Annotated in this window: 23 protein-coding genes; 16 read left to right on the top strand and 7 right to left on the bottom strand. The window is 64.1% G+C overall.

The features are described 5' to 3' along the window. The first annotated feature begins 76 nt into the window (after positions 1 to 76). From RIdsm_RS00755 to RIdsm_RS00780, 6 genes are all read left to right on the top strand, one after another. Complete coding sequence (locus RIdsm_RS00755) at positions 77 to 1,327, top strand: c-type cytochrome (protein ID WP_057821230.1); 1,251 nt, start codon at positions 77 to 79, stop codon at positions 1,325 to 1,327. Positions 1,328 to 1,504: 177 nt separating this feature from the next. Beyond that, positions 1,505 to 3,445 (top strand): extracellular solute-binding protein, encoded by a 1,941-nt coding sequence (locus RIdsm_RS00760; protein WP_057821231.1) that lies wholly within the window; start codon positions 1,505 to 1,507, stop codon positions 3,443 to 3,445. 51 nt (positions 3,446 to 3,496) lie between these two features. Then, positions 3,497 to 4,579: a microcin C ABC transporter permease YejB gene (locus RIdsm_RS00765; protein ID WP_057821233.1), complete on the top strand. Its 1,083-nt coding sequence runs from the start codon at positions 3,497 to 3,499 to the stop codon at positions 4,577 to 4,579. A gap of 118 nt (positions 4,580 to 4,697) precedes the next feature. Continuing rightward, positions 4,698 to 5,804: an ABC transporter permease gene (locus tag RIdsm_RS00770; protein ID WP_057821234.1), complete on the top strand. Its 1,107-nt coding sequence runs from the start codon at positions 4,698 to 4,700 to the stop codon at positions 5,802 to 5,804. Beyond that, positions 5,801 to 6,127, top strand: coding sequence for a hypothetical protein (locus RIdsm_RS00775; RefSeq protein WP_057821237.1), 327 nt, complete (start codon positions 5,801 to 5,803; stop codon positions 6,125 to 6,127). Before RIdsm_RS00770 ends, RIdsm_RS00775 begins: the two co-directional genes overlap by 4 nt. Then, complete coding sequence (locus RIdsm_RS00780) at positions 6,124 to 7,731, top strand: ABC transporter ATP-binding protein (RefSeq protein ID WP_057821239.1); 1,608 nt, start codon at positions 6,124 to 6,126, stop codon at positions 7,729 to 7,731. Before RIdsm_RS00775 ends, RIdsm_RS00780 begins: the two co-directional genes overlap by 4 nt. Positions 7,732 to 7,774: 43 nt before the next feature. On the opposite strand, the gene hemN is transcribed toward RIdsm_RS00780, so the two are convergent. Then, positions 7,775 to 9,130: an oxygen-independent coproporphyrinogen III oxidase gene (gene hemN, locus RIdsm_RS00785; RefSeq protein WP_057821241.1), complete on the bottom strand. Its 1,356-nt coding sequence runs from the start codon at positions 9,128 to 9,130 to the stop codon at positions 7,775 to 7,777. A 71-nt stretch (positions 9,131 to 9,201) separates the two neighbouring features. Between hemN and fnrL the strand changes: the two genes are divergently transcribed. After that, positions 9,202 to 9,948: a transcriptional regulator FnrL gene (gene fnrL, locus RIdsm_RS00790; protein WP_057821243.1), complete on the top strand. Its 747-nt coding sequence runs from the start codon at positions 9,202 to 9,204 to the stop codon at positions 9,946 to 9,948. A gap of 94 nt (positions 9,949 to 10,042) precedes the next feature. Here the strand turns inward: fnrL and RIdsm_RS00795 are convergent, their stop codons facing one another. Beyond that, positions 10,043 to 10,882, bottom strand: coding sequence for a universal stress protein (locus RIdsm_RS00795; RefSeq protein ID WP_057821245.1), 840 nt, complete (start codon positions 10,880 to 10,882; stop codon positions 10,043 to 10,045). Between the two features lie 243 nt (positions 10,883 to 11,125). On the opposite strand from RIdsm_RS00795, the gene ccoN reads away from it, so the two are divergent. Genes ccoN through ccoP form a run of 4 tightly spaced genes read left to right on the top strand, consistent with a single transcriptional unit; the run spans position 11,126 to position 14,553 of the window. Beyond that, positions 11,126 to 12,730: a cytochrome-c oxidase, cbb3-type subunit I gene (gene ccoN, locus RIdsm_RS00800; protein WP_057821247.1), complete on the top strand. Its 1,605-nt coding sequence runs from the start codon at positions 11,126 to 11,128 to the stop codon at positions 12,728 to 12,730. Positions 12,731 to 12,745: 15 nt separating this feature from the next. After that, on the top strand, positions 12,746 to 13,474 hold the full coding sequence (gene ccoO, locus RIdsm_RS00805; RefSeq protein WP_057821249.1) for a cytochrome-c oxidase, cbb3-type subunit II: 729 nt from the start codon (positions 12,746 to 12,748) through the stop codon (positions 13,472 to 13,474). A gap of 12 nt (positions 13,475 to 13,486) precedes the next feature. Next, positions 13,487 to 13,681 carry a CcoQ/FixQ family Cbb3-type cytochrome c oxidase assembly chaperone gene (locus tag RIdsm_RS00810; protein WP_057821251.1) on the top strand — a complete coding sequence of 65 codons (195 nt, stop codon included), beginning with the start codon at positions 13,487 to 13,489 and terminating at the stop codon, positions 13,679 to 13,681. Between the two features lie 5 nt (positions 13,682 to 13,686). Further along, a complete protein-coding gene (gene ccoP, locus RIdsm_RS00815) occupies positions 13,687 to 14,553 on the top strand; it encodes a cytochrome-c oxidase, cbb3-type subunit III (protein ID WP_057821253.1) in 867 nt (288 codons plus the stop codon). Positions 14,554 to 14,941: 388 nt separating this feature from the next. Here the strand turns inward: ccoP and RIdsm_RS29975 are convergent, their stop codons facing one another. Then, on the bottom strand, positions 14,942 to 15,106 hold the full coding sequence (locus RIdsm_RS29975; RefSeq protein WP_160325909.1) for a hypothetical protein: 165 nt from the start codon (positions 15,104 to 15,106) through the stop codon (positions 14,942 to 14,944). A 99-nt stretch (positions 15,107 to 15,205) separates the two neighbouring features. Here RIdsm_RS29975 and RIdsm_RS00820 point away from each other — a divergent pair, with 99 nt between their 5' ends. Next, entirely contained in the window at positions 15,206 to 16,102 is an 897-nt protein-coding gene (locus RIdsm_RS00820; RefSeq protein WP_338049628.1) for a LysR family transcriptional regulator, read from the top strand. Here RIdsm_RS00820 and RIdsm_RS00825 read toward each other — a convergent pair. After that, positions 16,099 to 16,776: a DUF2270 domain-containing protein gene (locus tag RIdsm_RS00825; RefSeq protein ID WP_057821256.1), complete on the bottom strand. Its 678-nt coding sequence runs from the start codon at positions 16,774 to 16,776 to the stop codon at positions 16,099 to 16,101. The two genes, RIdsm_RS00820 and RIdsm_RS00825, sit on opposite strands and share 4 nt — an antisense overlap. A 189-nt stretch (positions 16,777 to 16,965) precedes the next feature. Here RIdsm_RS00825 and ccoG point away from each other — a divergent pair, with 189 nt between their 5' ends. The 4 genes from ccoG to ccoS are packed head-to-tail and all read left to right on the top strand — an operon-like array spanning position 16,966 to position 21,209. After that, positions 16,966 to 18,405, top strand: a complete 1,440-nt coding sequence (gene ccoG, locus RIdsm_RS00830; protein WP_057821259.1) for a cytochrome c oxidase accessory protein CcoG — start codon at positions 16,966 to 16,968, stop codon at positions 18,403 to 18,405. Continuing rightward, positions 18,402 to 18,860, top strand: a complete 459-nt coding sequence (locus RIdsm_RS00835) for a FixH family protein (RefSeq protein WP_057821261.1) — start codon at positions 18,402 to 18,404, stop codon at positions 18,858 to 18,860. Before ccoG ends, RIdsm_RS00835 begins: the two co-directional genes overlap by 4 nt. Positions 18,861 to 18,864: 4 nt before the next feature. Next, positions 18,865 to 21,048, top strand: coding sequence for a heavy metal translocating P-type ATPase (locus RIdsm_RS00840; protein ID WP_057821263.1), 2,184 nt, complete (start codon positions 18,865 to 18,867; stop codon positions 21,046 to 21,048). Between the two features lie 2 nt (positions 21,049 to 21,050). Beyond that, a complete protein-coding gene (ccoS, locus tag RIdsm_RS00845; protein WP_057821266.1) occupies positions 21,051 to 21,209 on the top strand; it encodes a cbb3-type cytochrome oxidase assembly protein CcoS in 159 nt (52 codons plus the stop codon). Between the two features lie 46 nt (positions 21,210 to 21,255). Here the strand turns inward: ccoS and RIdsm_RS00850 are convergent, their stop codons facing one another. From RIdsm_RS00850 to RIdsm_RS00860, 3 genes are all read right to left on the bottom strand, one after another. After that, a complete protein-coding gene (locus RIdsm_RS00850) occupies positions 21,256 to 21,621 on the bottom strand; it encodes a hypothetical protein (RefSeq protein WP_074939883.1) in 366 nt (121 codons plus the stop codon). Between the two features lie 181 nt (positions 21,622 to 21,802). Beyond that, entirely contained in the window at positions 21,803 to 23,314 is a 1,512-nt protein-coding gene (locus RIdsm_RS00855) for a D-alanyl-D-alanine carboxypeptidase family protein (protein ID WP_074939881.1), read from the bottom strand. Between the two features lie 279 nt (positions 23,315 to 23,593). After that, positions 23,594 to 24,586: an ABC transporter substrate-binding protein gene (locus RIdsm_RS00860; RefSeq protein WP_057821269.1), complete on the bottom strand. Its 993-nt coding sequence runs from the start codon at positions 24,584 to 24,586 to the stop codon at positions 23,594 to 23,596. Between the last annotated feature and the right edge of the window lie 3 nt (positions 24,587 to 24,589).

The raw sequence follows: 24,589 nt of genomic DNA on the forward strand, positions 1-24,589 counted from the left end.
CGCGCAAACTACACCTTGCGCCGACGTAGTGGAAGCGGATAGATACCGCCCGAGAGATTCAAGGGAAACCGTGCATATGTTCGATACGATGACATTCACCAAGATCGTCGGCGGTCTCTGTGGCGCGCTGCTGATTTTCCTTATGGGCAAATGGGCGGCCGAGCTGATCTACCACGGTGCCGGCGGCCATGGCGAAGACCACGCCCAGGGTTATGTAATCGAAACCGGTGACGATGGCAGCGAGGGCGACTCGGAAGCGGATTCCGGGCCGAGCTTTGCCCAGCTTTTCGTCGAGGCCGATACCGGCAAGGGCGAGCGCGTTTTCAACAAATGCAAGGCGTGCCACTCGCTGGAAGAGGGCGACAACGGCACCGGGCCGTACCTGCACGGTGTTGTCGGGCGCGATGTCGGCTCGGTTGACGGGTTCTCGTACTCGGGCAGCCTTGTGGCCGTGGCCGATGTCTGGACGCCGGAAAACCTGAGCCACTTCCTGGAAAATCCGGCCGGGTATGCGCCGGGCACGGCGATGGGCTTTTCCGGTCTGGGTAGCATCGAGGACCGGGCGAACCTGATCGCCTTCCTCGACCAGACCGATGGCGATACCTACGAGATGGAAGTGCCCGAGGAAGCGTCTTCGGAAGATGGCGGCGACGAGGCCGCTGCCGAGGAAGCCTCGGCCGAGGGTGATGAGCAATCCGCCGATGAAGGTAGCTCGGAAGAGCAGGCGTCGGAAGAGGGGTCTTCTGACGAGGGCGCTGCCGAGGAGCAGGCCGCGGAAGAGGGGTCTTCGGACGAGGGTGCTGCTGAGGAGCAGGCTTCGGAAGAGGGGTCTTCGGATGAGGGTGCTGCTGAAGAGCAGGCCGCGGAAGAAGGGTCTTCGGATGAGGGTGCTGCCGAGGAGCAGGCTTCGGAAGAAGGGGCTTCGGATGAGGGTGCCGCTGAAGAGGAAGCTTCGGAGGAACAATCTTCGGACGAAGGGTCTTCGGAAGAGCAAAGCGGGTTCGCCTCGATGGTCGCTTCTGCCGACCCGGCCGATGGCGAGAAGGTCTTCCGCAAGTGCAAGGCCTGCCACGTTGCCGACAGCGAGCAGAACCGCGTCGGGCCGCACCTTGTTGGCCTGGTCGGCCGTGACGTCGCCAGCGTCGAGGGCTTCCGCTACTCGAGCGCTCTGGAGGAGTTCGGCGGCCAGTGGACCGAAGACCGCCTGAACCAGTGGCTGGAGAACTCCAACGACCTGGTGCCGGGCAACAAGATGTCGTTCGCCGGTCTGAAAAGCGAGGACGACCGCGCCGCCGTGGTCGCCTATATCGAGAGCCTCGCGAACTGAACGCGGCAGAAACATGCGTTAAAGGCCATCGACCCGGGCGGGACGGTGGCCTTTCTCATTTGTGACCCCATATTGGGGCGAAACGCGTGTATCAGCGCTTGAATGTCGGCGACGGGCTCAATTAGCCTTGCGCCAGTGACAGGCGCCAGATCAAAGATCGGCAGGAGGAACGAACGAATGATCCGACACGACAGCCGGACCCGGGCGGTGCGCTTTGCCCCGCGAATGATGGCGGCGGCCCTGACCGGGCTTTGTATCGCGGCCCTTGCGGCCCAGATGGCGCTGGCCCAGGACGACAGCGACCAGAAGATCATCAAGAGCCACGGCTATTCGTTCTTCGGTGACCTGAAATATCCCGAGGATTACGAGCATTTCGACTACGTCAATCCGGACGCGCCCAAGGGCGGCGAGATTTCCATCGCGCTGGCGGGCAGCTTTGATTCGATGAACCCCTACACCCGGAAGGGTCGCGCCGCGGCGTTGTCGACGGTGATGTATGAAAGCCTGCTGGGCCAGGTCCTGGCGGGTAGCGGTGCGCTTCCGGCGGATGATTTCGACGAGATGTACGGGCTTCTGGCGCACACGATCGAGTATCCCGAGGACAAGTCGTGGGTGATCTTCCACATGCGCCCCGAGGCGGAGTTTTCCGACGGTACGCCGGTGACTGCCCATGATGTGCTGTTCAGTCATAACCTGCTGCTGGACGAGGGGCTGAAATCCTATGCCGAGGCGGTGCGCAAGCGCATTCCCAAGGCCGAGGTGATCGACGATCACACCATCAAGTTCTACTTCGCCGACGGCATTTCGCGCCGGTCGCTGATCGACCAGGTGGGCAGCGTGCCGGTGTGGTCGAAGAAATGGTACGAGGAAAGCGGTGCGAAGCTCGATGAGAGCCGGCTGGAGACTTCGCCGGGCTCGGGGCCTTACGTGATCGAGGATCTGGACGTGAACCGCCGGGTGATCTTCAAGCGCAACCCGGATTACTGGGGCTGGGACCTGCCGATCAACCAGGGCCGGCACAATTTCGATACGATCCGGCTGGAGTATTTCGCCGACAGCACCGCCGCCTTCGAGGCGTTCAAGGCGGGCGAGGTGACCTTCCGGACGGAAGCGGACCCGAAGAACTGGGCCAGCGCCTATGACTTTCCGGCGCTCAACCGCGGTGACGTGGTGCGGGAGGAACTGCCCGACGGGATGCCGCCGGACATGAGCGGGATCGTCTTCAACCTGGGTTCCGAGCCGCTGAAGGACAAGAAGGTGCGCGAAGCGGTGGCGCTGGCGCTGAACTTCGAATGGACGAACAAGTCGCTGCTCTACGGGCTTTACGCACAGCAGCGGTCCTACTCCGATGGAACACGGCTGGAAGCAAAGGGTCTGCCCGAAGGTGAGGAACTGGCGTTCCTTGAATCGCTGGGTGACGTGGTGCCCGAAGAGATCTTCACCGAGGAGCCGTGGACACCGCACGAGTCGGACCCCGACCGCCTGACGTCGCGCAAGAACCTGCGCCAGGCGCTGAAGCTGTTCGAGGAAGCGGGCTGGTCGGTCGGTGACGGCGGCAAGCTGCGCAACGCCGATGGCCAGACGATGAAGCTGAACTTCCTGTTCAACGCGTCCGGCTCGCCGACAGACCGTGCAATCGCCGAGAACTTCGTGGTGAACCTCAAGGCGATGGGCGTCGACGCGACGTTTGAATCGGTCGACTCGTCGCAGTATTCGAAGCGCGAGCGTGACCGGGATTACGACCTTGTCTTCGACGGGTATCCGGCCCTTCTGGGCACCGGGACCGGACTGGCGCAAAGGTTGGGCTCGGAAGCGGCAGAGTATAGCCTCTTCAACCCCGCCGGGCTGGCCAGCCCGCTGGTGGACAAGATCATCGAGGAATCGCTGATGACCGAGAGCCAGGAAGAGGAAGACGTGACGATCCGCGCGCTCGACCGGGCGCTTCGGCACGAGTTCATCGTCATTCCCGACGGGTACAAGCCCGATCACTGGGTCGCCTTCTGGGACATGTACGAGCACCCCGAGGAAATTCCGCCCTATGCGCTGGGCACGCTGGATTTCTGGTGGGTCAACGAAGAGAAGGCCGAGGAGCTTAAGGCGTCGGGGGCGCTGAAATGACCCCACGCCCATTCGCGGCCAAACTGACCCCGCGCCGGAGGGCCTGCTGACGTGGGTGCCTATATTCTTCGCAGGCTGCTGCTGATCATCCCGACGCTGCTCGGCATCATGGTCATCAACTTCGTGCTGGTGCAGTTCGTGCCCGGCGGGCCGGTCGAGCAGATCATCGCCGAGATGCAGGGGGAAGGCGACGTGTTCGGCGCCTTTGCCGGAGGGGCCGAGGATTCCACCCTGCAACAGAGCCAGGGCGAGGGCTATATGGGGGCCCGGGGTCTGCCGCAGGAGTTCATCGACGAGCTGAACGCGCAGTACGGGCTGGACAAGCCGCCGCTGGAACGGTTCATCAACATGATGTGGAACTACATGCGGTTCGACTTCGGCGAGAGCTATTTCCGGTCGATCAGCGTGACGGACCTGGTGCTCGAGAAAATGCCGGTGAGTATCACGCTTGGCCTGTGGTCGACGCTGATCGCCTACCTGGTGTCGATCCCGCTGGGCATCCGCAAGGCGGTGCGCGATGGCAGCCGGTTCGACAGCTGGACCAGCGGTATCATCATTGCCGCCTATGCCATTCCAGGCTTCCTGTTCGCCGTGATGCTGGTGGTGCTGTTCGCCGGCGGCAGTTACTGGCAGATCTTCCCGCTGCGGGGGCTGACCTCGGACAATTTTGCCGACCTGAGCCTCTTCGGCAAGATTGTAGATTACCTGTGGCACATCACCCTGCCGGTGCTGGCCACGACCATCGCGTCTTTCGCCACGCTGACGCTGCTGACGAAGAACTCGTTCCTCGACGAGATCAAGAAGCATTACGTGATGACCGCGCGGGCCAAGGGGCTTTCCGAGCGGAAGGTTCTGTACGGTCACGTCTTCCGCAACGCCATGCTGATCGTGATCGCGGGCTTCCCTGCGGTTTTCATCGGGGTGTTTTTCGGCAGCAGCCTTCTGATCGAGACGATCTTCTCGCTCGACGGGCTGGGGCGGCTTGGCTTCGAGGCGGCGCTGAGCCGGGATTACCCGGTGATGTTCGGCACGCTCTTCCTGCTCGGGCTGGTGGGGCTGCTGGTGAACATCGTGAGTGACCTGTGTTACGTGCTGGTCGACCCGCGGATCGATTTCGAGACGCGGGAGGGGTGATGCGGACCATGTGTGCTTCGCGGTGTGAAGAGGGGCGCTGCCCCACGTTGAATGCCTTGCAGGCCGTCAACGCTCCCCGGGATATTTCCGGCCAGAAGAAGCAGCGGGGTGGCGCAGGATGAAGCTGTCGCCGCTCAACCGACGCCGCTGGCGCAATTTCAAGCGCAACAAGCGGGCGCTGTGGTCGCTGATCATCTTCTCGGTGCTGATGGTGATCACCCTGCCGGCCGAGTTCGTGGCCAATGACCGGCCGATCCTGGTGCAGTATGATGGCGGGTATTACGCGCCGATCTTCAAGTTCTACCCGGAGACCGCGTTCGGCGGCGATTTCGCGACCGAGGCGATCTATGCCGATCCGGAGGTGGAATGCCTGATTGTGTCGGGCGGGCTGGAGACCTGTTTCGACGACCCCGAGGGGGTGATCGCTGACGCGCAGGACGGCGTCGTGGACGGCGAGGAGATCAGCAAGGGCTGGACCCTGTGGCCGCCGATTCCCTACAGCTATGACACGCCGGTGGACCGCCCCGGTGCCGCGCCACTGCCGCCCAACGAGCAGAACTGGCTGGGCACGGACGGAACCAAGCGCGATGTGCTGGCACGGGTGATCTACGGGTTCCGGCTGTCGGTGCTGTTCACCCTGATCGTGACCTTCCTGTGCAGCGTGATCGGCATTTTCGCCGGCGCCGTGCAGGGGTTTTTCGGCGGGCTGACCGACCTGATTTTCCAGCGGATCATCGAGATCTGGTCGTCGACGCCGCAGCTTTACGTAATCATCATCCTGTTCGCGATCCTGCCACGAAGTTTCTGGCTGCTGGTGGCGATCATGGTGTTCTTCGGCTGGATGGCGCTGGTGGGCGTGGTCAGGGCCGAATTCCTCAGGGCGCGGAACCTTGAATATGTGCGCGCCGCCAAGGCGCTGGGGGTGGGGAACCTGACGATCATGTTCCGCCACATGCTGCCCAACGCGATGGTGGCGACGCTGACGCTGCTGCCGTTCATCGTGACGGGCACGATCGGCACGCTGGCGGCGCTCGATTTCCTTGGTTTCGGGCTGCCCTCGTCGGCGCCGAGCCTGGGCGAGATGACCCTGCAGGCCAAGCAGAACCTGCAGGCGCCGTGGCTGGCCTTTACCGCGTTTTTCGCCTTCGCGATCATGCTGTCGCTGCTGGTTTTCATCTTCGAGGGCGTGCGCGATGCGTTCGACCCGAGGAAGACCTTCGAATGAGCCCGGCTGTCGCCTCACCCTGGCTGGGCCGGGCATTCGTGCTGGCGCTGGTGGCGCATGGCGCGATTGTCGCGGTGATGCTGACGGCGGCGGTTTGGTTGGCCGGGGTTCGGGTGGGCGCGGATTCGGCGCCTGACGGTGTCGGGTTCTCGCTGTTGATGGCCGTGCCGGTGCTGCTGGCCGCGACCCCTTCGGGCGTGGCGCTTCTGTCGGCGTGGATGTGCCGCCGCAAGGGCTGGCAGGCGTCGCCCACGCATATGGCGCTGACCACGGGGTCTGCCGCCTTGTTCCTGATCCTTTTTTTCGGGGCGTATTTTACATGACCGATGCCGTTCTCGATGTTCGCGACCTGACGGTCAGCTTTTCCCAGGATGGCAAGACCATCCAGGCCGTGAAGGGCGTTTCGTTCTCGGTGGGCCGGGGCGAGACCGTGGCGCTGGTGGGCGAAAGCGGATCGGGCAAGTCGGTGACCGCCCTGTCGACCGTGTCGCTGTTGGGCGCCTCGGCCCGGGTTGGGGGCAGTGTCACCTATGACGGGCAGGAGATGATCGGCGCGTCGGACAAGCGGCTGCGGGATGTGCGGGGCAACGATATCAGCTTCATCTTCCAGGAGCCGATGACCAGCCTCAACCCGCTGCACACGCTGGAAAAGCAGATCCGGGAAAGCCTTGAGCTGCACCAGGCGGTCGTCGGAGAGGCGGCGCGCGACCGGATCATCGAACTGCTGGGCATGGTTGGTATCCGCAATCCGGAAAGCCGGCTGAAGGACTATCCGCACCAGCTGTCCGGCGGGCAGCGACAGCGGGTGATGATTGCCATGGCGTTGGCCAACAAGCCCGACATCCTGATTGCCGACGAGCCGACCACGGCGCTGGACGTAACGATCCAGGCGCAGATCCTGGAACTTCTGGCCAGGATCAAGCGGGACGAGGGGATGGGCCTGTTGTTCATTACCCACGACCTTCAGATCGTTGAGCGGATCGCCGACAAGGTCTGTGTCATGAAGGATGGCGAGATCGTGGAAGCGGGGCCGACGAAGGAAATCTTCGCCAATCCGCAGCATGCCTATACGCAGAAGCTTCTTGGTGCGCGGGCGACGGGCGGGCCTGTGCCGGTGCCGGAAGGCGCGCGGACCATGATCGAGACAGAGGGCCTTCGCGTTTGGTTTCCCATTCAGCGGGGGTTCCTGCGGCGGACGACGGGCCACATCAAGGCCGTGAACGACGCCACCATCAAGGTGCGCGCGGGCGAGACGCTGGGTATCGTCGGCGAAAGCGGGTCGGGCAAGACGACGCTGGCAATGGCGGTGATGCGGCTGGCCTCGTCCGAGGGCCGGATCACCTTCGACGGCGAGGATGTGCGCGGCTGGTCGACAAAGCAGCTGCGCAAGCATCGGGCGGATATGCAGATCGTGTTCCAGGACCCGTTCGGAAGCCTGAGCCCGCGGATGACCTGCGAGCAGATCATCTGCGAAGGGCTGGGTGTGCATGGCAACCCCGATGGCCGCTCGCCGCGCGAGCTGGTGGCCGAGGTGATGGAGGAGGTCGACCTCAACCCCGCCACGATGGACCGGTACCCGCACGAGTTTTCCGGCGGGCAGAGGCAGCGGATCGCCATTGCCAGGGCGATGATCCTGCGGCCGAAGATGGTGGTGCTGGACGAGCCGACAAGTGCGCTCGACATGACGGTGCAGGTGCAGATCGTCGACCTGTTGCGGCGGCTGCAGGAGAAATACGGGCTGGCCTACCTCTTCATCAGCCATGACCTGAACGTGGTGCGCGCCATGAGCCACGAGGTGGCGGTGATGAAGGACGGTGATATCGTCGAATACGGGCCGGCGCAGGAGATTTTCGACAATCCGAAGACGGCCTATGCCAAGACGCTGCTGCATGCGGCGCTGGACCTCAAGGCGTCGGTGCCGGCCTGAGGGAAGAGGCCCCGGGTGAGGCCCGGGGCGTATGGATCAAGCTTCAGATGGCGGAGCTGTGGCCAGCCTTGTCGAGCTCGTAGGCGTCGAGGTTGCGGGCGACCATCCGGGTGAGCGGGCGGGCCTCCATCGGAATCGACATCCCGTTGGGGCCGACGTCGAGCAGGTTGTCGAAATCGCGGTTGATCTGCTGCAGCATCGAGGAGAGCGCCGTGGCCGAGATGCCGAAGCGATCACGGATTTCGGCGGCGTCGATGCGGAATTCGCACATCAGCTGTTCGATCATCCGGCCGCGCATCAGGTCGTCGGAAGTGAAGACGTGGCCGCGCGCCGTGGAAAAGCGCCCGTCGCGGATGGCGGCGGTATGCGCGCCGGTGGCCGGGGCGTTCTGGGCGTAGCCTTGCGGGAAGCGCGAGATCGACGAGGCCCCGACGCCGATCAGCACGTCGGCCGTGTCGTCGGTGTAGCCCTGGAAGTTGCGGCGCAGGCGGCCGGTTTTCCTGGCGATCGACAACCCGTCATCCTTGGTGGCGAAGTGGTCGATGCCGATTTCGTCGTAGTGATCCCACAGGAAGAGGCGGCGGGCCGTGTCGAAAAGCTCCAACCGTTCCTGCGGTGTCGGCAGGGCGTCTGACGGGATCATCTGTTGGCGCTTTGCCATCCACGGCACGTGGGCATAGCCGTAGAGCGCTACGCGGTCGGGGTTGAGCGACAGGAGCTTCTGGACGCTCTCGGTGATCCGGGCCTTCGACTGGTGCGGCAGGCCGTAGAGGATATCGGCGTTGAGCGAGGCCACGCCGCGTGCCCGGATTTCGTCGACTGCGTCGCGGGTGATGTCATAGCTTTGCATGCGGCCGATGGTGGCCTGGATGTTGGGGTCGAAATCCTGCACGCCGATCGAGGCGCGGTTCATGCCGGCGCGGGCGAGCGCGTCGAGCCTTGCGGGGTCGATCTCGTTCGGGTCGATCTCGACCGAGAACTCGGTCTCGTCGGAGAAGGGGGCGACATCCTTGATGGCGCCGGCGAGGTCTTCCATCATCTGGGGAGACAGCAGCGTAGGCGTTCCGCCGCCCCAATGCAGGCGTGAAAGCTGCACACCCTCGGGCAGGTGATCGGCGAGCAGGCGAAGCTCGGCCTGCAGCGTTTCGAGATAGGCCGCGACGGGCTTGTCCGTCTGTGTGCCCTGTGTGCGGCAGGCGCAGAACCAGCAGAGCCGCCGGCAGAAGGGCACGTGGACGTAGAGCGAAATCTTCGCTCCCGGCGCGATGTCGCCGATCCAGTTCGCGAACTGATCCGACCCGACGTCGCGCCCGAAATGGGGTGCCGTCGGGTAACTTGTGTAGCGCGGCACTTTGGCGTCAAAAAGACCCAGTTTGCCCAGTTGTGATTTCGTAGCCATGCAATTACCCTTAGGCGCAGTCAGAGAACTCATCTTTGACGCAGATCAACCTTTGTTGAGTGTGAGCGCCCATGCTTAATGAAACCGCCAAAGTGATCCCCAGAGATTGCGGGGATTGCCCTATTCGCCACCGTGCCGTGTGCGCACGGTGCGAGTCGGAGGAATTGGATCGGCTCGACAAGATCAAGTATTACCGCAGCTTCGAGGCCGGCCAGACGGTGATCTGGGCCGGCGACAAGATGGATTTCGTGGGCTCGGTGGTCTCGGGAATCGCGACGCTGACGCAGACGATGGAAGATGGGCGCACGCAGATGGTGGGCCTTCTGCTGCCAAGCGATTTCGTCGGTCGGCCCGGGCGCGAAACGGCGACCTATGACGTGGTGGCGACCTCGGAGATGGTGATGTGTTGTTTCCGCCGGAAGCCGTTCGAGGAAATGATGGTGGTCACGCCGCACATCGCGCAGAGACTGCTTGAGATGACGCTCGACGAGCTGGATGCCGCGCGCGAATGGATGCTGGTGCTGGGCCGGAAGACGGCGCGGGAGAAGATTGCCTCGCTGCTGTCGATCATCGCGCGGCGGGATGCCTCGCTGACCTTCGGCAAGACGGCCGGACCCATGGTGTTCGACCTGCCGCTGACGCGGGAGGCGATGGCGGATTACCTTGGCCTGACACTGGAGACGGTGAGCCGCCAGATCTCGGCGCTGCGCAAGGACGGGGTGATCGTGCTGGAAGGCAAGCGGCACGTGACGGTGCCGGATTTCAACCGCCTGATGGAAGAGGCGGGCGACGACAGCGACGGCGGGCTGCTGGCCTGAGCCGGGCTGCCGACCGGAATTCCTGAAAATCGAGTGTGTCGAACGAAGTCTGCCCCGGCGGGTGCCGGGGCAGGGGTTTTTGCGTGTCGGGCCGTCAGTGGGCCATAAGCACCGGGATGGTCGCGTGTTCGAGCATCGAGCGGGTCGCGCCGCCGAAGATCGCCTCGCGGAAGCGGGAATGGCCGTAGGCGCCCATCACCATCAGGTCGGCATCCATGTCCTCGGCATGGCGCATCAGGATGTCGGAGACCCGGGGCAGGGTCTTCGACAGCACGTCGATTTCGACCTTCACGCCGTGGCGGGCGAGGTATTGCGACAGCATCCCGCCCGGATCGGAGCGGGTCGGCCCGTGGGTGGGCGGATCGATGATGGCGACATGCACCTCGTCTGCGGCCGTCAGTATCGGCAGTGCCGCACGCACGGCCGACAGGGCCTCGACGCTTTCGTTCCAGGCCACGAGCACCCGCTTGGGCGCGGCGTTGGGTTTGCCGCCTGCCGGCACGATCAGCGCGGGGGTCTTGCCGTCGAAGAGCGCCGACTCGGTGGCGGGCTCGAGCTCTGCCCCGCGGTTTTCGCCATAGGGCTGCGGCAGAATCGCCAGGTCGGAGAATCGCGCCCGAAGCGCCACGTGACGCCCCATGTCGGCAAGCTGGCAGACGCCTTTTTCACTTGCCCAGAGGATGTCCTCGTTTCCGAGCCGGTGGCGCACCTTGGCGTCGATCGCATCGGCGTCTTCCTGCGCGCGGGTTATGGTTTCCTGAAGGACCACGGCACTTGCGCCCGCATAGTAATAGCCGGTCTGGCTGCGGTCGACGCCAAGGCAGAGCACGTCGAGATGCGCGTTATGCGCCGCGGCCATGGCGATGGCATGATCGAGCGTCTCATCGACCAGTGCCGCATCCGTCAGAACGGTGAACAGGCAGTTGTAGGACATTTCGCCTCCCAAAAAAGAGCATTTCGCGAGTCACGTTAGAATCTGCAACGGTGGTCCGCCTTGATGCGTGTCAAATTGAAGCGTGTCCAAATGGACAGCTTGTCACGAAAATCGCAAGGAAATGGGTTCATTGATGCAGATCAAGGCGGCACGTTTGCCGTCGCAGCATTACCGCATCAGTCAAACGCGCCCGCGCGCGATGATTCCATTGCGATGCGGACTGAGACGAAGGGACGAAGAATTATGGCGAACTACGTAAAGCTGGTCGTGCTTGGCGTCATCGTGCTTCTGGCACTGATGGCCGCCAACTTTGCGCGCGACCTGGCCTACATGGTCAATGCGCTCACCGTGGCGCTTGCGGCCGGCGGGCTGTTTATCTGGGTTTTGCGCAATACCGACGAGCCGGTGGTGCGTCTGGACCTTTCCGGGGAATACATGGATGGCGTGATCCGTTACGGGGTGATCGCGACGGCGCTTTGGGGGGTTGTCGGGTTCCTGGTCGGCACGTTCATCGCGTTCCAGCTGGCCTTTCCGCAGCTCAACTTCGAGTGGGCGCAGGGCTATCTCAACTTTGGCAGGCTCCGGCCGCTGCACACCAGCGCCGTGATCTTCGCCTTTGGCGGCAACGCGCTGATCTGTACGTCGTTCTATGTCGTTCAGCGCACCTGTGCCGCGCGGCTCTGGGGCGGCAACCTCGCGTGGTTCGTCTTCTGGGGCTACCAGCTTGTCATCGTGCTCGCCGCGACCGGCTACCTGCTGGGCGCCACGCAGAGCAAGGAATACGCCGAGCCGGAATGGTATGTCGACCTGTGGCTGACCATCGTTTGGGTGGCCTACCTGCTGGTCTTTGCCGGCACGCTGATGAAACGGAAAGAGCCGCATATCTACGTGGCCAACTGGTTCTACCTGTCGTTCATCCTGACCGTCGCCATGCTTCACATCGTCAACAACCTGTCGATTCCGGTCTCGATCTTCGGGTCGAAATCGGTGCAGGTCTTCTCGGGTGTGCAGGACGCGATGACGCAGTGGTGGTACGGCCACAACGCCGTGGGCTTCTTCCTGACCGCCGGCTTCCTCGGCATGATGTACTATTTCGTGCCGAAACAGGCCGAGCGGCCCGTCTTCAGCTACAAGCTGTCGATCGTGCACTTCTGGGCGCTGATCTTCATCTACATCTGGGCCGGTCCGCACCACCTGCACTATACGGCGCTGCCTGACTGGGCCTCGACGCTGGGCATGGTGTTCTCGGTCATCCTGTGGATGCCGTCCTGGGGTGGCATGATCAACGGCCTGATGACGCTTTCGGGCGCCTGGGACAAGCTGCGCACCGACCCGGTGATCCGGATGATGGTGATCTCGATCGGCTTCTACGGCATGTCGACCTTCGAAGGCCCGATGATGTCGATCCGCGCGGTCAACTCGCTGTCGCACTACACCGACTGGACGATCGGGCACGTGCACTCGGGCGCGCTTGGCTGGAACGGCATGATCACCTTTGGCGCGCTGTACTTCCTGGTTCCGAAACTGTGGAACAAGGAGCGGCTCTACAGCCTGAGCATGGTCAGCTGGCACTTCTGGCTCGCCACCATCGGCATCATCCTCTACGCCGCCGCCATGTGGGTGACCGGCATCATGGAAGGCCTGATGTGGCGTGAAGTGGATGCCAACGGCTTCCTGGTGAACTCGTTCGCCGACACCGTTGCCGCCAAGTTCCCCATGTACGTCGTGCGTGGCCTGGGCGGGGTGCTCTACATCAGCGGCGCAATCATCATGTGCTACAACCTCTTCATGACCATCCGGCGGAGTCCGGCCGTGCAGGCCGACAACTCGCTGGTCCCGGCCGAGTAAGAGGAGGGATTGGAAATGGGAATTCTCGACAAACACACGATCCTTGAGAAGAACGTCACGCTGCTGGCCATCTTCTCGCTGCTGGTGGTCACGATCGGCGGCATCGTCCAGATCGCACCGCTGTTCTGGCTGGAAAACACGATCGAGGATGTAGAGGGCATGCGCCCCTACACCCCGCTCGAAATGGCCGGGCGCAACATCTACATCCGCGAAGGGTGCTATGTATGCCACAGCCAGATGATCCGGCCGATGCGGGACGAGGTAGAGCGCTACGGGCACTACAGCCTTGCGGCTGAAAGCCAGTACGACCACCCGTTCCAGTGGGGCTCGAAGCGGACGGGGCCTGACCTCGCCCGCGTCGGCGGCCGCTACTCGGACGCCTGGCATGTCGACCACCTGCGCGACCCGCAATCGGTGGTGCCGGAATCGGTGATGCCCAAATACGGCTATCTCGAAGACCGGTTGATCGACGGCGAGTATATCGGCGACGTTCTGGCCACCAACGCCTTTGTCGGCGTGCCCTACACCGAAGAGATGATCGAGAACGCGCAGGCTGACTTTGCCGTGCAGATCGACCCTTACGGTGATTATGACGGGCTGCTGGAGCGGTATGGCGAGAACGTGAACGTGCGCAACTTCGACGGGGCGCCGGGCATCTCGGAAGCGGACGCGCTGATCGCCTATCTGCAAATGCTGGGCACGCTGGTCGACTTCTCGACCTTCACGCCCGTGGCCAGCCGGTAAAGGGAGGATACAATGGAAACCTATTCCCTTCTCCGCCAGTTCGCCGATAGCTGGATGTTGTTGTTCCTCTTCGCTTTCTTCGTCGGCGTCGTGTTCTGGGTCTTCCGGCCCGGCGCTTCGAAGAAATACGAGGACACGGCCAACATCCCCTTCCGGTACGAAGACAAGCCCGCGCCTGACCGCGCGGAGAGCGCCAAGGAGGCGTGAGGACAATGGCTAAAGAACCGCAAAAGCAAAACACGGATCCGGATACCACCGGCCACGAGTGGGACGGCATCCAGGAGTTCAACAACCCGTTGCCGCGCTGGTGGGTCTGGGTGTTCTACCTCACGATCATCTGGGGCATCTGGTACTCTGTCGCCTACCCGGCCTGGCCCGGCATCAAGGATGCCACCGCCGGCTACATGGGCTGGTCGACCCGTGCCAACGTGGCCGAGGCGATCTCGGAAGCCGAAGCCGCCAATGCCGGGATCAACGAAAAGCTCGCCTCGGTCGAGCTGACCGCGATCCAGGGGGACGACGAGCTTCAGGGTTATGCCACCTCGGCCGGGGCCGCCGTGTTTAAGACGTGGTGCGCCCAGTGCCACGGCTCTGGCGCGGCCGGCAGCAAGGGCTACCCGAACCTGCAGGACGACGCATGGCTCTGGGGCGGCACGATGGAAGATATCCACACAACCGTCAGCCACGGCATCCGGAACGAGGACGACCCCGACGCCCGGTATTCGGAAATGCCCGCCTTCGGCGAAATCCTCGAGAACGAGCAGATCGACCAGGTGGCCAACTATGTCATGACCCTGTCGGGCCGTGAGCCGCAAGACGCGGAAGCCGCCACGGCCGGTGAAGAGGTGTTCCTGGACAACTGTGCCGCCTGTCACATGGATGACGGCACCGGCGACCGCTTCCAGGGGGCGCCGAACCTGACCGACGCGATCTGGCTCTATGGCGGGGACTACGACACCATCAAGGAAACCGTGACCTACAGCCGCTATGGCGTGATGCCGCCGTGGAGCGAGCGCCTCTCCGAGGCCGAGATCCGCGCCGTCACGACCTATGTCCACCAGTTGGGTGGCGGCGAGTAGATCGCTTAAGAGAAACTCGCGGGCGGAGTGAGTGCTGCCCGCGAGCCCTGGCACCGGCCGTTCCGTCCTGTTCGCGCGTTTCCTGGAACGGTCGGTGCCTTCTTTTACCAGATTTCCTGCATCCCGAAAGGGCATGTCGCACGGGCCTGCCACCTGCGTGGCGGGCCCGCCTGCATTTGCGGCATTTCCGGGAGCTGGCCACAAAAAAAGCCCGTGGCGCGGAACGATCAGCCGCGGCCACGGGCCAGTCAGGGGAGATACAGGGGCGGTCAGCGAACGCCCAGGTCGCGATCTCGGGCCGTATGCGGCCAGCGTCGCCCGCGCCACGGCCAGCGTTGGGTCTGGCGCTCGCGGGCGGCAAGGTCGGGGTGGAAAATCAGCGGATCCATCAGAAACGCCGCCCGACAAGGTGGGCCTCGATCTCGGCGTTGCGGCGGGTGTCGAAACGTTCGCCGCGCGCCCAGTGCGAGGGGGCATCCCAGGAATCCCGGGGTGGGGTGCGGGTTTCGTTGCGGGTGGCGGTTCTGAAAGTTTTTGCGAAGATGTTGAACATGGCGTGTCCTTTCCTGTGGCTGGTCTATGCCTTGGAATATGGAGCAAATGCGGGCACCATGCGACTCAGGAAAAATTGGCTATTGTAAGGTGGAGTTACATGATTGATTGGATTGCCCTGCCGCCGCTGTCAGCCCTTCGCGCTTTTGCGGCATTGGCCGAAAGCCGTTCGGTGACCAAGGCCGGCGAGCAGCTGAACGTCAGCCATGCCGCCGTCAGCCAGCAGATCCGCACGCTCGAGACGCATCTGGGCCTGTCTCTGGTCGACCGCTCCGGCCGTCAGCTCGAACTGACACCCGAAGGCTGCCAGTTGGCCGAGGCCCTCACCGAGGGGTTCGGCACGATCTTTCGCACCATCCAGATGCTGACCGGGGCGGATGCGGCGCGGCCGCTGCAGATCTCGACGACTCAGCTTTTCGCAAGCACGTGGCTGATGCCCCGGCTGCTGGATTTCCAGACGAAGCATCCCGGCATCGACCTGATGGTGAACCCGACCGCAAAGATCAGCGACCCGGCGCCCGGCGGGGTCGACCTGTGCCTGCGGTTCGGCGACGGCAACTGGCCGGGGCTCGAGGCCGAGATGCTGGTGCCGGCCGATATTGTCATCACCGCCGCGCCGTCGCTGGTGGGGGAATGCGGCGAGATAGAGCCCGCCGACCTGTTGCAGTTCCCGTGGCTGCAGGAGCTGGGGACGAACGAGTCGATGGACTGGCTGCGCTCGCACGGGGTGACGGAAGGCTGTGTGAAAAGCCTGACCCACGTGCCGGGCAACCTGATGCTGGAAGGGGCAAGGGCCGGGCAGGGCGTGATCAGCACGGCGATGTCGTCGGTCGAGGCGGATGTGAAGGCGGGGCGGCTGCGGGTGCTGTTCCGCGATGCGGGCGAGACCGGCTATCACATCGTGACGCGCCCCGGCATCCTGCGCCCACCGGCGAAGGCTTTCCTTCAATGGCTGCGGCGGCAGGGCAAGGAGGCCGCGGCGCTGGCCGAGGCCTAGCCCATCGAGCTGTCGCGCGGGCGGTGGGCGGCCTTGCGCGCGTCGGAGCGCTGACTCCAGACCGAGAACAACGCCCATGTCAGGCAATAGAGTACGCCCGCCGCCAGCACAGGCGCTCCCGGCACCGGGCCGATGGCCGCGCGGTCGACAAGGTCGGCGACCGAGGTCAGCGGCGCGGGGTGCACCATCAGCTTGCCCACATAGGCGACCGACTGGATCAGCAGAATCCAGAAGTAGTTGCGCCGGATGCGCCGGCCCATCGCCGTGGCCATGCCGACGTGATAGCGCGGGTGCCAGTAATCCTCGGCCAACGTGCGTTGCCAGCCGTCTTCGAGGTGAAGGTCGCCCTCGTGCAGCATGGGAGCGAAGAAATGCGTTTCCATCCAGCGACAGCGCGCGCGCCACACGTTGAAGTAGCGATAGCGCCGCGCCTCGAGCATCAGGAAGAAGATGATCAGGATACCGACAAGGATCAGCGGAATGGGCGACGCCTCGGGCGAGGAAAACGAGATCGAGAGGGCGATGCCCAGCGTGACGACGGCCCAGTTCGTGGTGGTGTCGAGCCGGGTGCGCCACGTGGTCGAGCGGTAGACTTCGCCGCGATAGAGATGCGCGATGGCGCCGATTTCGGCCGGGCTCAGCTCTTTTCTCGTGTCGCCCTGCGTTGCGTCCATGCGTCCTCTCCCCAGGGCGACTATGGCACAGGCCCCCGGTGTTTCAAAGCCATGCGGCATCGCCCCGCATTCCGGTCGCCGGGCGAATAGATCAATTTCAGAATCAGAATTTGATGCAGGTCAAAGCCCCGCTTCGGCCGACCTGAGAGAAGGTCGGATAACCAGCCACAATCAGTGGAGTGATTCCCGTTGGCAGAGTCTCAGCCAAGCGCCCCGCCCAGCCTTTATGCCGCGCGCGAGCCCGTCTTTCCGAAAAAGGTCTACGGCAACTTCCGAAACCTCAAATGGGTGATCATGATCGTCACCCTCGGTATTTATTACCTGACCCCGTGGATTCGTTGGGACCGCGGGCCGGAGCTGCCTGACCAGGCGGTTCTGGTCGACCTCGCCCATCGCCGGTTCTTCTTCTTCTGGATCGAGATCTGGCCGCACGAGTTCTATTTCGTGGCCGGCCTGCTGGTGATGGCGGGGCTTGGCCTGTTCCTCTTCACCTCGGCCCTTGGCCGGGTCTGGTGCGGCTATGCCTGCCCCCAGACGGTGTGGACCGACCTTTTCATCCTTGTCGAACGCTGGATCGAAGGCGACCGAAACGCCCGCCTGCGGCTGCATCGCCAGAAGAAGCTGGATGCGCGCAAGGCGCGGCTGCGGCTGACCAAGTGGGCTGTCTGGCTGCTGATCGCCGTGGCAACCGGCGGGGCGTGGGTGTTCTACTTCACCGACGCGCCGACGCTGCTGGTCGATCTGTTCACCCTTCAGGCGCACCCTGTCGCCTATACCACCATCGCCATCCTGACAGGCACGACCTTCTTCTTCGGTGGCTTCGCGCGCGAACAGATCTGCATCTACGCCTGCCCCTGGCCGCGGATCCAGGCCGCGATGATGGACGAGGACACGCTGACCGTGGGCTACCGCGAATGGCGGGGCGAGCCGCGCAAGCACTCGGAGGCCGTGAAGGCGGGCGAGCCGCAGGGCGACTGCATCGACTGCATGGCCTGTGTGAACGTCTGCCCGGTGGGGATCGACATTCGCGACGGGCAGCAGCTCGAATGCATCACCTGCGCGCTGTGCATCGATGCCTGCGACGACATCATGGCCAAGATCGGTAAGCCGCGCGGCCTGATCGATTACATGGCGCTGACCGACGAACAGCGCGAGCGTCAGGGCCAGCCGCCGAAGCCGATCATCAAGCACATCCTGCGGCCGCGCACGATTCTCTATACCTCGCTGTGGTCCCTGGTGGGCGTGGCGCTGGTCTTTGCGCTCTTCATCCGGTCGGATATCGACATGACCGTCGCACCGGTGCGCAACCCGACCTTCGTGACCCTGTCGGACGGGTCCGTCCGGAACACATACGAGGTGCGGCTGCGCAACAAGCACGGCGAGACGCGGCCATTCCGCCTGTCCGTCAAGGGCGACGAGACTGTCCGCCTGCAGCTTGAAGGCACCCCCTATTCCACAGTAAACGTGGATGCGAACGCCCAGAAACTGCAGCGTGTCTACCTTGTCGCGCCTGCCGGATCCGACCCCGCCAATGCCGAACGCACCGATGTGCGGCTGTGGGTCGAGGACGTCACGAACGGCGACCGCGCCTACAAGGACACAATCTTCAACGGAAAGGCGAACCAATGATGGCCGTGAAAGAGATTACAGGAAAGCACGTGCTGATCGGCTTCGTCCTGGCCTTCGGGTTGATCATCGGTGTCAACATCCTGTTGGCGGTGTCGGCGGTGAAGACCTTCCCGGGGCTCGAGGTGAAGAACTCCTACATCGCCAGCCAGACCTTCGACGAGCGCAAGGCGGCGCAGGAGGCCCTTGGCTGGACGATCGGCGCGCATCATCACGACGGTATCCTGACCCTGTCGATCACCGACGAAGCCGGAGAGCCCGTGCGTGTGGCCAAGCTGGATGCCACGGTGGGCCGCGCGACGAACGTGGCGCAGGACGTGACGCCTGACTTCCGCTTCGACGGCAACGCCTATGTCGCACCGGTCGAGCTGGGCGGCGGCAACTGGAACATCCGGATGGAAGCGATTGCGGGCGACGGCACGAATTTTCGCCAGCGTGTCGTGCTGATCAAGGATTAGGGACATGACCGCCACGATGCGCCCCTCTGCTTCGGCCTGTCCGGCCTGTTCGGCGGCCCCGGCCGCCGAAGCGCTGGCCGGGGCGGCGGCTCGAGATGCACAGATTGCGCTGAGCCTGCCGACGATCCACTGCTCGGCCTGCATCACGAAGATCGAGAAGGCGCTGAATGCCGACCCGCGGGTACATTCGGCGCGGGTGAACCTGACGCTGAAGCGGGCCAGCATCGAAGCCGATGACGATGTCACCGCGCAGGACATGAAGTCGCTGGTCGAGGGGCTGGGCTACGAGGCGCATGAGCTCGACCCCGGCACGCTCAACGCCACGGCCAATGACAAGGCAGGGCGGAACCTGCTGATGCGGCTGGCTGTGGCCGGGTTTGCGTCGATGAACGTGATGCTGCTGTCGGTGTCGGTCTGGTCCGGCGCCGAGGATGCGACGCGGGACATGTTCCACTGGATCTCGGCCGCCATCGCGCTGCCGACCATCGCGTTTTCGGGGCAGCCCTTCTTCGCCAATGCCTGGGCGGCGCTGAAGAACCGGCAGTTGAATATGGACGTGCCGATCACGCTGGCGATCCTGCTGGCGGTGGTGACCTCGCTTTGGGAGACGTCGCTGTCGGGCGAACACGCCTATTTCGATGCGGCGCTGGCGCTGACCTTCTTCCTGCTGGCGGGACGGTACCTCGATCACCGCACAAGGGCGGTCGCCCGCTCGGCAGCACAGGAGCTGACCGCGCTGGAGGTGCCGCGTGCGGTGCTGTTGCGGGACGGGCAGGAGCAGACCGTCGCCGTGGCCGAGCTGGCGGTGGGCGACATGGTGCTTGTACGCCCCGGCGGGCGTATGCCGGTCGATGGCGAGATCGTCGAGGGCACGTCGGAGATCGACCGGTCGCTGCTGACGGGCGAGACGGTGCCGGTGTTTGCCGGCGTCGGGCAGGCCGTGTCGGCCGGCGAGGTGAACCTCACCGGGCCGCTGACTGTAAGTGCGACGGCGGTGGGCGCCGATACCTCGCTGCACCAGATGGCCGACCTTGTGGCGATCGCCGAGTCGGGCCGGTCACGCTATACCTCGCTCGCCGACAAGGCGGCGAAGCTTTATGCGCCGGGGGTGCATATCCTGTCGGCCTTGGCCTTCGTTGGCTGGTATCTCTACACCTTCGACGTGCGCACCGCGCTCAACATCGCGGCGGCGGTGCTGATCATCACGTGCCCCTGTGCGCTGGGTTTGGCCGTGCCGGCGGTGACCACGGCGGCGAGCGGGCGGTTGTTCCGAAAGGGGATGCTCATCAAGCATGAGACGGCGCTGGAGCGGCTGGCCGAGGTTGACGCGGTGGTCTTCGACAAGACCGGCACGCTGACCGAGGGCACACCGGAACTGACCAATCTTGGCGATCTGAAGCGGGCCGATGTCGAGCTGGCGCTTGCGCTGGCGCAGGGCTCGTCGCATCCGCTGTCGCAGGCCATCACCAAGGCGGCACGGGCGGCGGGATTTGCTCCGGCCAGGGTGAGCGACGTGACCGAGGTGCCGGGCTACGGCACCAAGGGCACGATCCGCGGGCAGGAGGTGCGCCTCGGCCGGGCAAGCTGGACCGGGGCCGAAGGTATGTCTGTGACCGCGAGCTTCCTGCAGCGGGGCGGTGCGGCGCCGGTGGCGTTCGTCTTCGCCGACCGGCTGCGCGCCGGGGCAGAGGAGGCCGTGGCCGAGCTGAAGACGGCGGGCAAGCAGGTCTACCTGATGTCGGGCGACACCACGGCGGCGGTCGAGGCGCTGGCACAGAGGCTGGGGATCGAGCGCTGGATGGCCGAAGCCCTGCCGGCGGACAAGGCCGCGCGGGTGCGGGCCATGACCGACGAGGGCCGCAAGGTTCTGATGGTTGGCGATGGGCTCAACGATACGGCGGCGCTGACGGCGGCGCATGTGTCGATCTCGCCCGCCTCGGCGCTGGATGCCGCCCGGGTGGCCAGCGATATCGTCCTTCTGGGCGGTGACTTGTCGCCCATCCCGGCGGCCTGCGGCACCGCGAAGTCGGCGACCCGCCGCATCAGGGAAAACTTCCGCATCGCCACGGTCTACAACATCATCGCCGTGCCGCTGGCGGTGGCGGGGCTGTGTTCGCCCTTGATCGCGGCCTTGGCCATGTCGGCCTCGTCCATTACCGTGTCCTTGAACGCATTGCGCCTGAGGTAGCCATGACCATTCTCGCCTATCTCATTCCGATTTCGCTGATCATGGGGGGCATGGGGCTGGCCTTCTTCATCTGGACGGTCAAGACGAACCAGTATGACGACCCTGAGGGCGATGCCCGGCGCATTCTGTCGGACGAGTACGACGACAAGCCGAAGCAGTAGCGCTTGGCTATCGGCGGGCATGCTCGGCGTCACGATGGGGCAGGGGTCACTCTGCTTTCGCATCCTTGCAAGCGCTGATCGCCTCTTTGTGGGCCTTGCCCGCGGCGTTCATCCGCTCGAGAAGTTCCGTCTGGTCCATCTCGCTTTGCATGGCGACCGTTTCGATCGCCGCGTCCCAGGCGTCGCCCATCTCCTGACCGTTGGCCTTGCCGTCGAGATAGAGCACGCTCACCGCGTTATAGAGTTCGGCGTCATCCTCGCCGATATCCTCCTTCAGCTCTTTCGTCGCGCAGGTGCACTGCGCTTCACCGGTGCCGCTCTGGTCGAGGCACATGGTCGTGGTGTCAGCCGCGGCGACGGGGCCGGTGGCGGTAAATATCAGGACAAGAGCGAGTGGAGCAAATTTCGGCATGGCGACCTCCCAAGCGGCATACAGGTACAAGGTAGAACGCCGGGGGAGAAAGCAAAGTTCCCGGACGCGGCGGTGGGGGCCGCGTCCGGGAGGTGCGCATCCCCGGTTAGGGGAGTACGTGTCGTCTTCCCCGCCTTCGGTGCCCTTTCGGAGCACCGTGGCGGATGTGGCCGACGGGGCGTTACCCCGTCGGTTCGATCATGAAACAGGTGATCTTCTTGGCCTGAAGCCGACGGCAGGCCAGCTCGGCGGTCTCGCGGGTCATGCCCATGAAGTTGGCGTCGTAGCCGCCGGTGCGCTTGAGCACCTTGCGCAGGCTGCCATCCAGTGTCGACATCTCGTTGAGCGCGATCTGCAAGAGCACCTTGCGGGCCTTGTACTGGCTCGGGTAGCGGCCGACCGTGATGCCCCAGTGGCGCCCGCCCGAGGTCGAGACACGTTCGACGATCTCCTGCTCGGGGTCACCATTCGGCTCGCCGATCTCGCGCGAGGCCAGGATGATGCTCTCGGGGCGAATCTCGGGCGTCACCTCGGGGTTCACGTCAAGCGCGGCTGTAAGCACTTCGCTGTCGGCCTCGGGGGCCAGTTCGGCCTCTTCCGCTTCCGTACCGCTGGAAGACCCGGCCTCTGGCTCCGTTTCCGCCAGTGCCACCTCCTGCGCGGCAAGCACGGCGTTCTCGATATCATCCTTGTCGGCCACCAGGATTGGCGCCGGTTCCTCTGTGGCGGGCCGCAGCTTTGGCCGAAGGCTGCTCTTGACCGCGGCCGCACCGGCCAACCGAACCTTCTTGCCGTAGCCGCCGGGCGTATCGTCGCCGTTGATCCGGCCCATGTAGGGCGGTTTCGCCGGCTTGTGCAGCGCCACACGCGTCTTGGAGCGGCGGAAGCCTAGGTCGAGCAGTTCCGCCACCTTGGCGTTGCGCGACGCGGTCGAGCGGCCGCCAAACACCGTGGCGATGATGCGCTTGCCGTCCCGCTCGGCGCTGGCCACGAGGTTGAAACCGGCGGCACGGGTATAGCCCGTCTTGATGCCGTCGGCGCCCTTGTAGCTGCGCAGAAGCTTGCGGTTGGTATGGTAGACCTTGCGCACGCCCGCATCGGCGGTGATGCGCGAGAAGAGGTTGTAGTATTCCGGGTAGTCGTAGAACACGTGCCGCCCGAGGATCGACATGTCGCGCGCCGTCGACAGGTGACCGGATTCGGTCAGGCCGTGCGCGTTCTTGAACGTGGTGTTCTTCATGCCGAGGGCCTTGGCCGTGCGGTTCATCCGCTGGGCAAAGCGCGCTTCCGAGCCCTCGATCGCCTCGCCAAGCGCCGTGGCCGCGTCATTGGCCGATTTCACGGCCGCGGCGCGGATCAGGTAGCGCAGGCGAATGCTCTGCCCAGCGCGCAGGCCCAGCTTGCTGGGCGGCTCGCTGGCGGCATGGCTGGAAATCTTGACCCGGTCATCAAGCCCGATCTCGCCGTTCTCGACGGCTTCGAACACGATGTAGAGGGTCATCATCTTTGTAAGGGACGCGGGGTGCAACGGCGTGTCTGCATTCCTCGAATGCAGCACCTCGCCCGACCGGGCGTCCATCACGAGGGCGGCATAGGGGGCCGCCGCGGCGCTTAGGGGTACTATGACCAACATCCAGAGGGCGGCCAACGCCACCAGCCCCCACCGGATCGGCTGTCTGCTCCGGGCTCTCATGAACCTGCTCTTTTCTGCCTCGTCCCGCACTTTTGGCGGGTTTTTATATTTACTAACTAAACGCTAGCATAAGCAAAGTGGCGGATAAAGTATTCATTTGAAAGAGTTACAGGCGCGCGGGATGGCGCCATCACAATATATGGTGTTGTGGGATCGTCTTCACTCAACCCGTGCCAATGTGGCGGGAATGTGGCCGCGGGGCGTAGCACAAAAAATGGGCCCGGAACCTGTTCGGCCCGGGCCCACGACGGTGAAATCTGAATCACCTTTCGGTTGAGCTTAGTCGAGCGCCTCGTCGGTGATCTCGTGCGTCCAGGCGGCTTCGCCCGGGTGCTCGGTGATCACCGGGGCCGACCCGCCCGACAGCAGCGACTCGACGGTCCGCTCGAAATCTTCCGGATCAAGCGCGCCGTTCGAACCCGCGGTCAGCTTGGCGACCTCGCCCATCATCCGCTTCTGGTGCTCTTCGGTCTGGGCACCGGTTGCGTCGTTGTCGAGGACGATCATCGCTGCCTCGTCGGGGTTCTCCTCGGCCCACTTCCAGCCTTTCATCGAGGCCCGGACAAAGCGTACCATCTTGTCCTTGAACTCCTCGTCCTCGAGGTTCTCCTCAAGCACGTACAGCCCGTCTTCCAGCGTGGCGACGCCCTGGTCCTCGTACTTGAAGACGATCAGGTCGTCGGGCGTCAGGCCCGCGTCGATCACCTGCCAGTACTCGTTGTAGGTCATGGTCGAAATGCACGCCGCCTGACCCTGAAGAAGCGGATCGACGTTGAAACCCTGCTTGAGCACGGTCACGCCGTCATCGCCGCCCTCGGTCGGGATGCCCAACTGGCTCATCCAGCTGAGGAACGGATACTCGTTGCCGAAGAACCAGACGCCCAGCGTCTTGCCCTTGAAGTCTTCCGGGCCTTCGACACCGGTATCCTTGCGGCAGGTCAGCATCATGCCCGAGCTCTTGAAGGGCTGGGCGATGTTGACGAGCCCAAGCCCCTTCTCGCGGCTGGCCAGCGCCGAGGGCATCCAGTCGACGATCACGTCGGCACCGCCGCCCGCGATCACCTGCGCCGGCGCGATGTCGGGGCCGCCCGGTTTGATCGTGACGTCGAGGTCTTCCTCTTCGTAAAAGCCCTGGTCCTGGGCCACGTAATAGCCTGCGAACTGGGCCTGGGTCACCCATTTGAGCTGGATCGTGACCTCGTCGGCGGCCTGCGCCATGCCGGCGAAGAGCCCCGCGGCCGCTAGGCCGATGGTCGTGGCGAGTTTGTTCATCTT

It is taken from the genome of Roseovarius indicus (genome assembly GCF_008728195.1).
In the GTDB taxonomy this organism is placed as follows: domain Bacteria; phylum Pseudomonadota; class Alphaproteobacteria; order Rhodobacterales; family Rhodobacteraceae; genus Roseovarius; species Roseovarius indicus.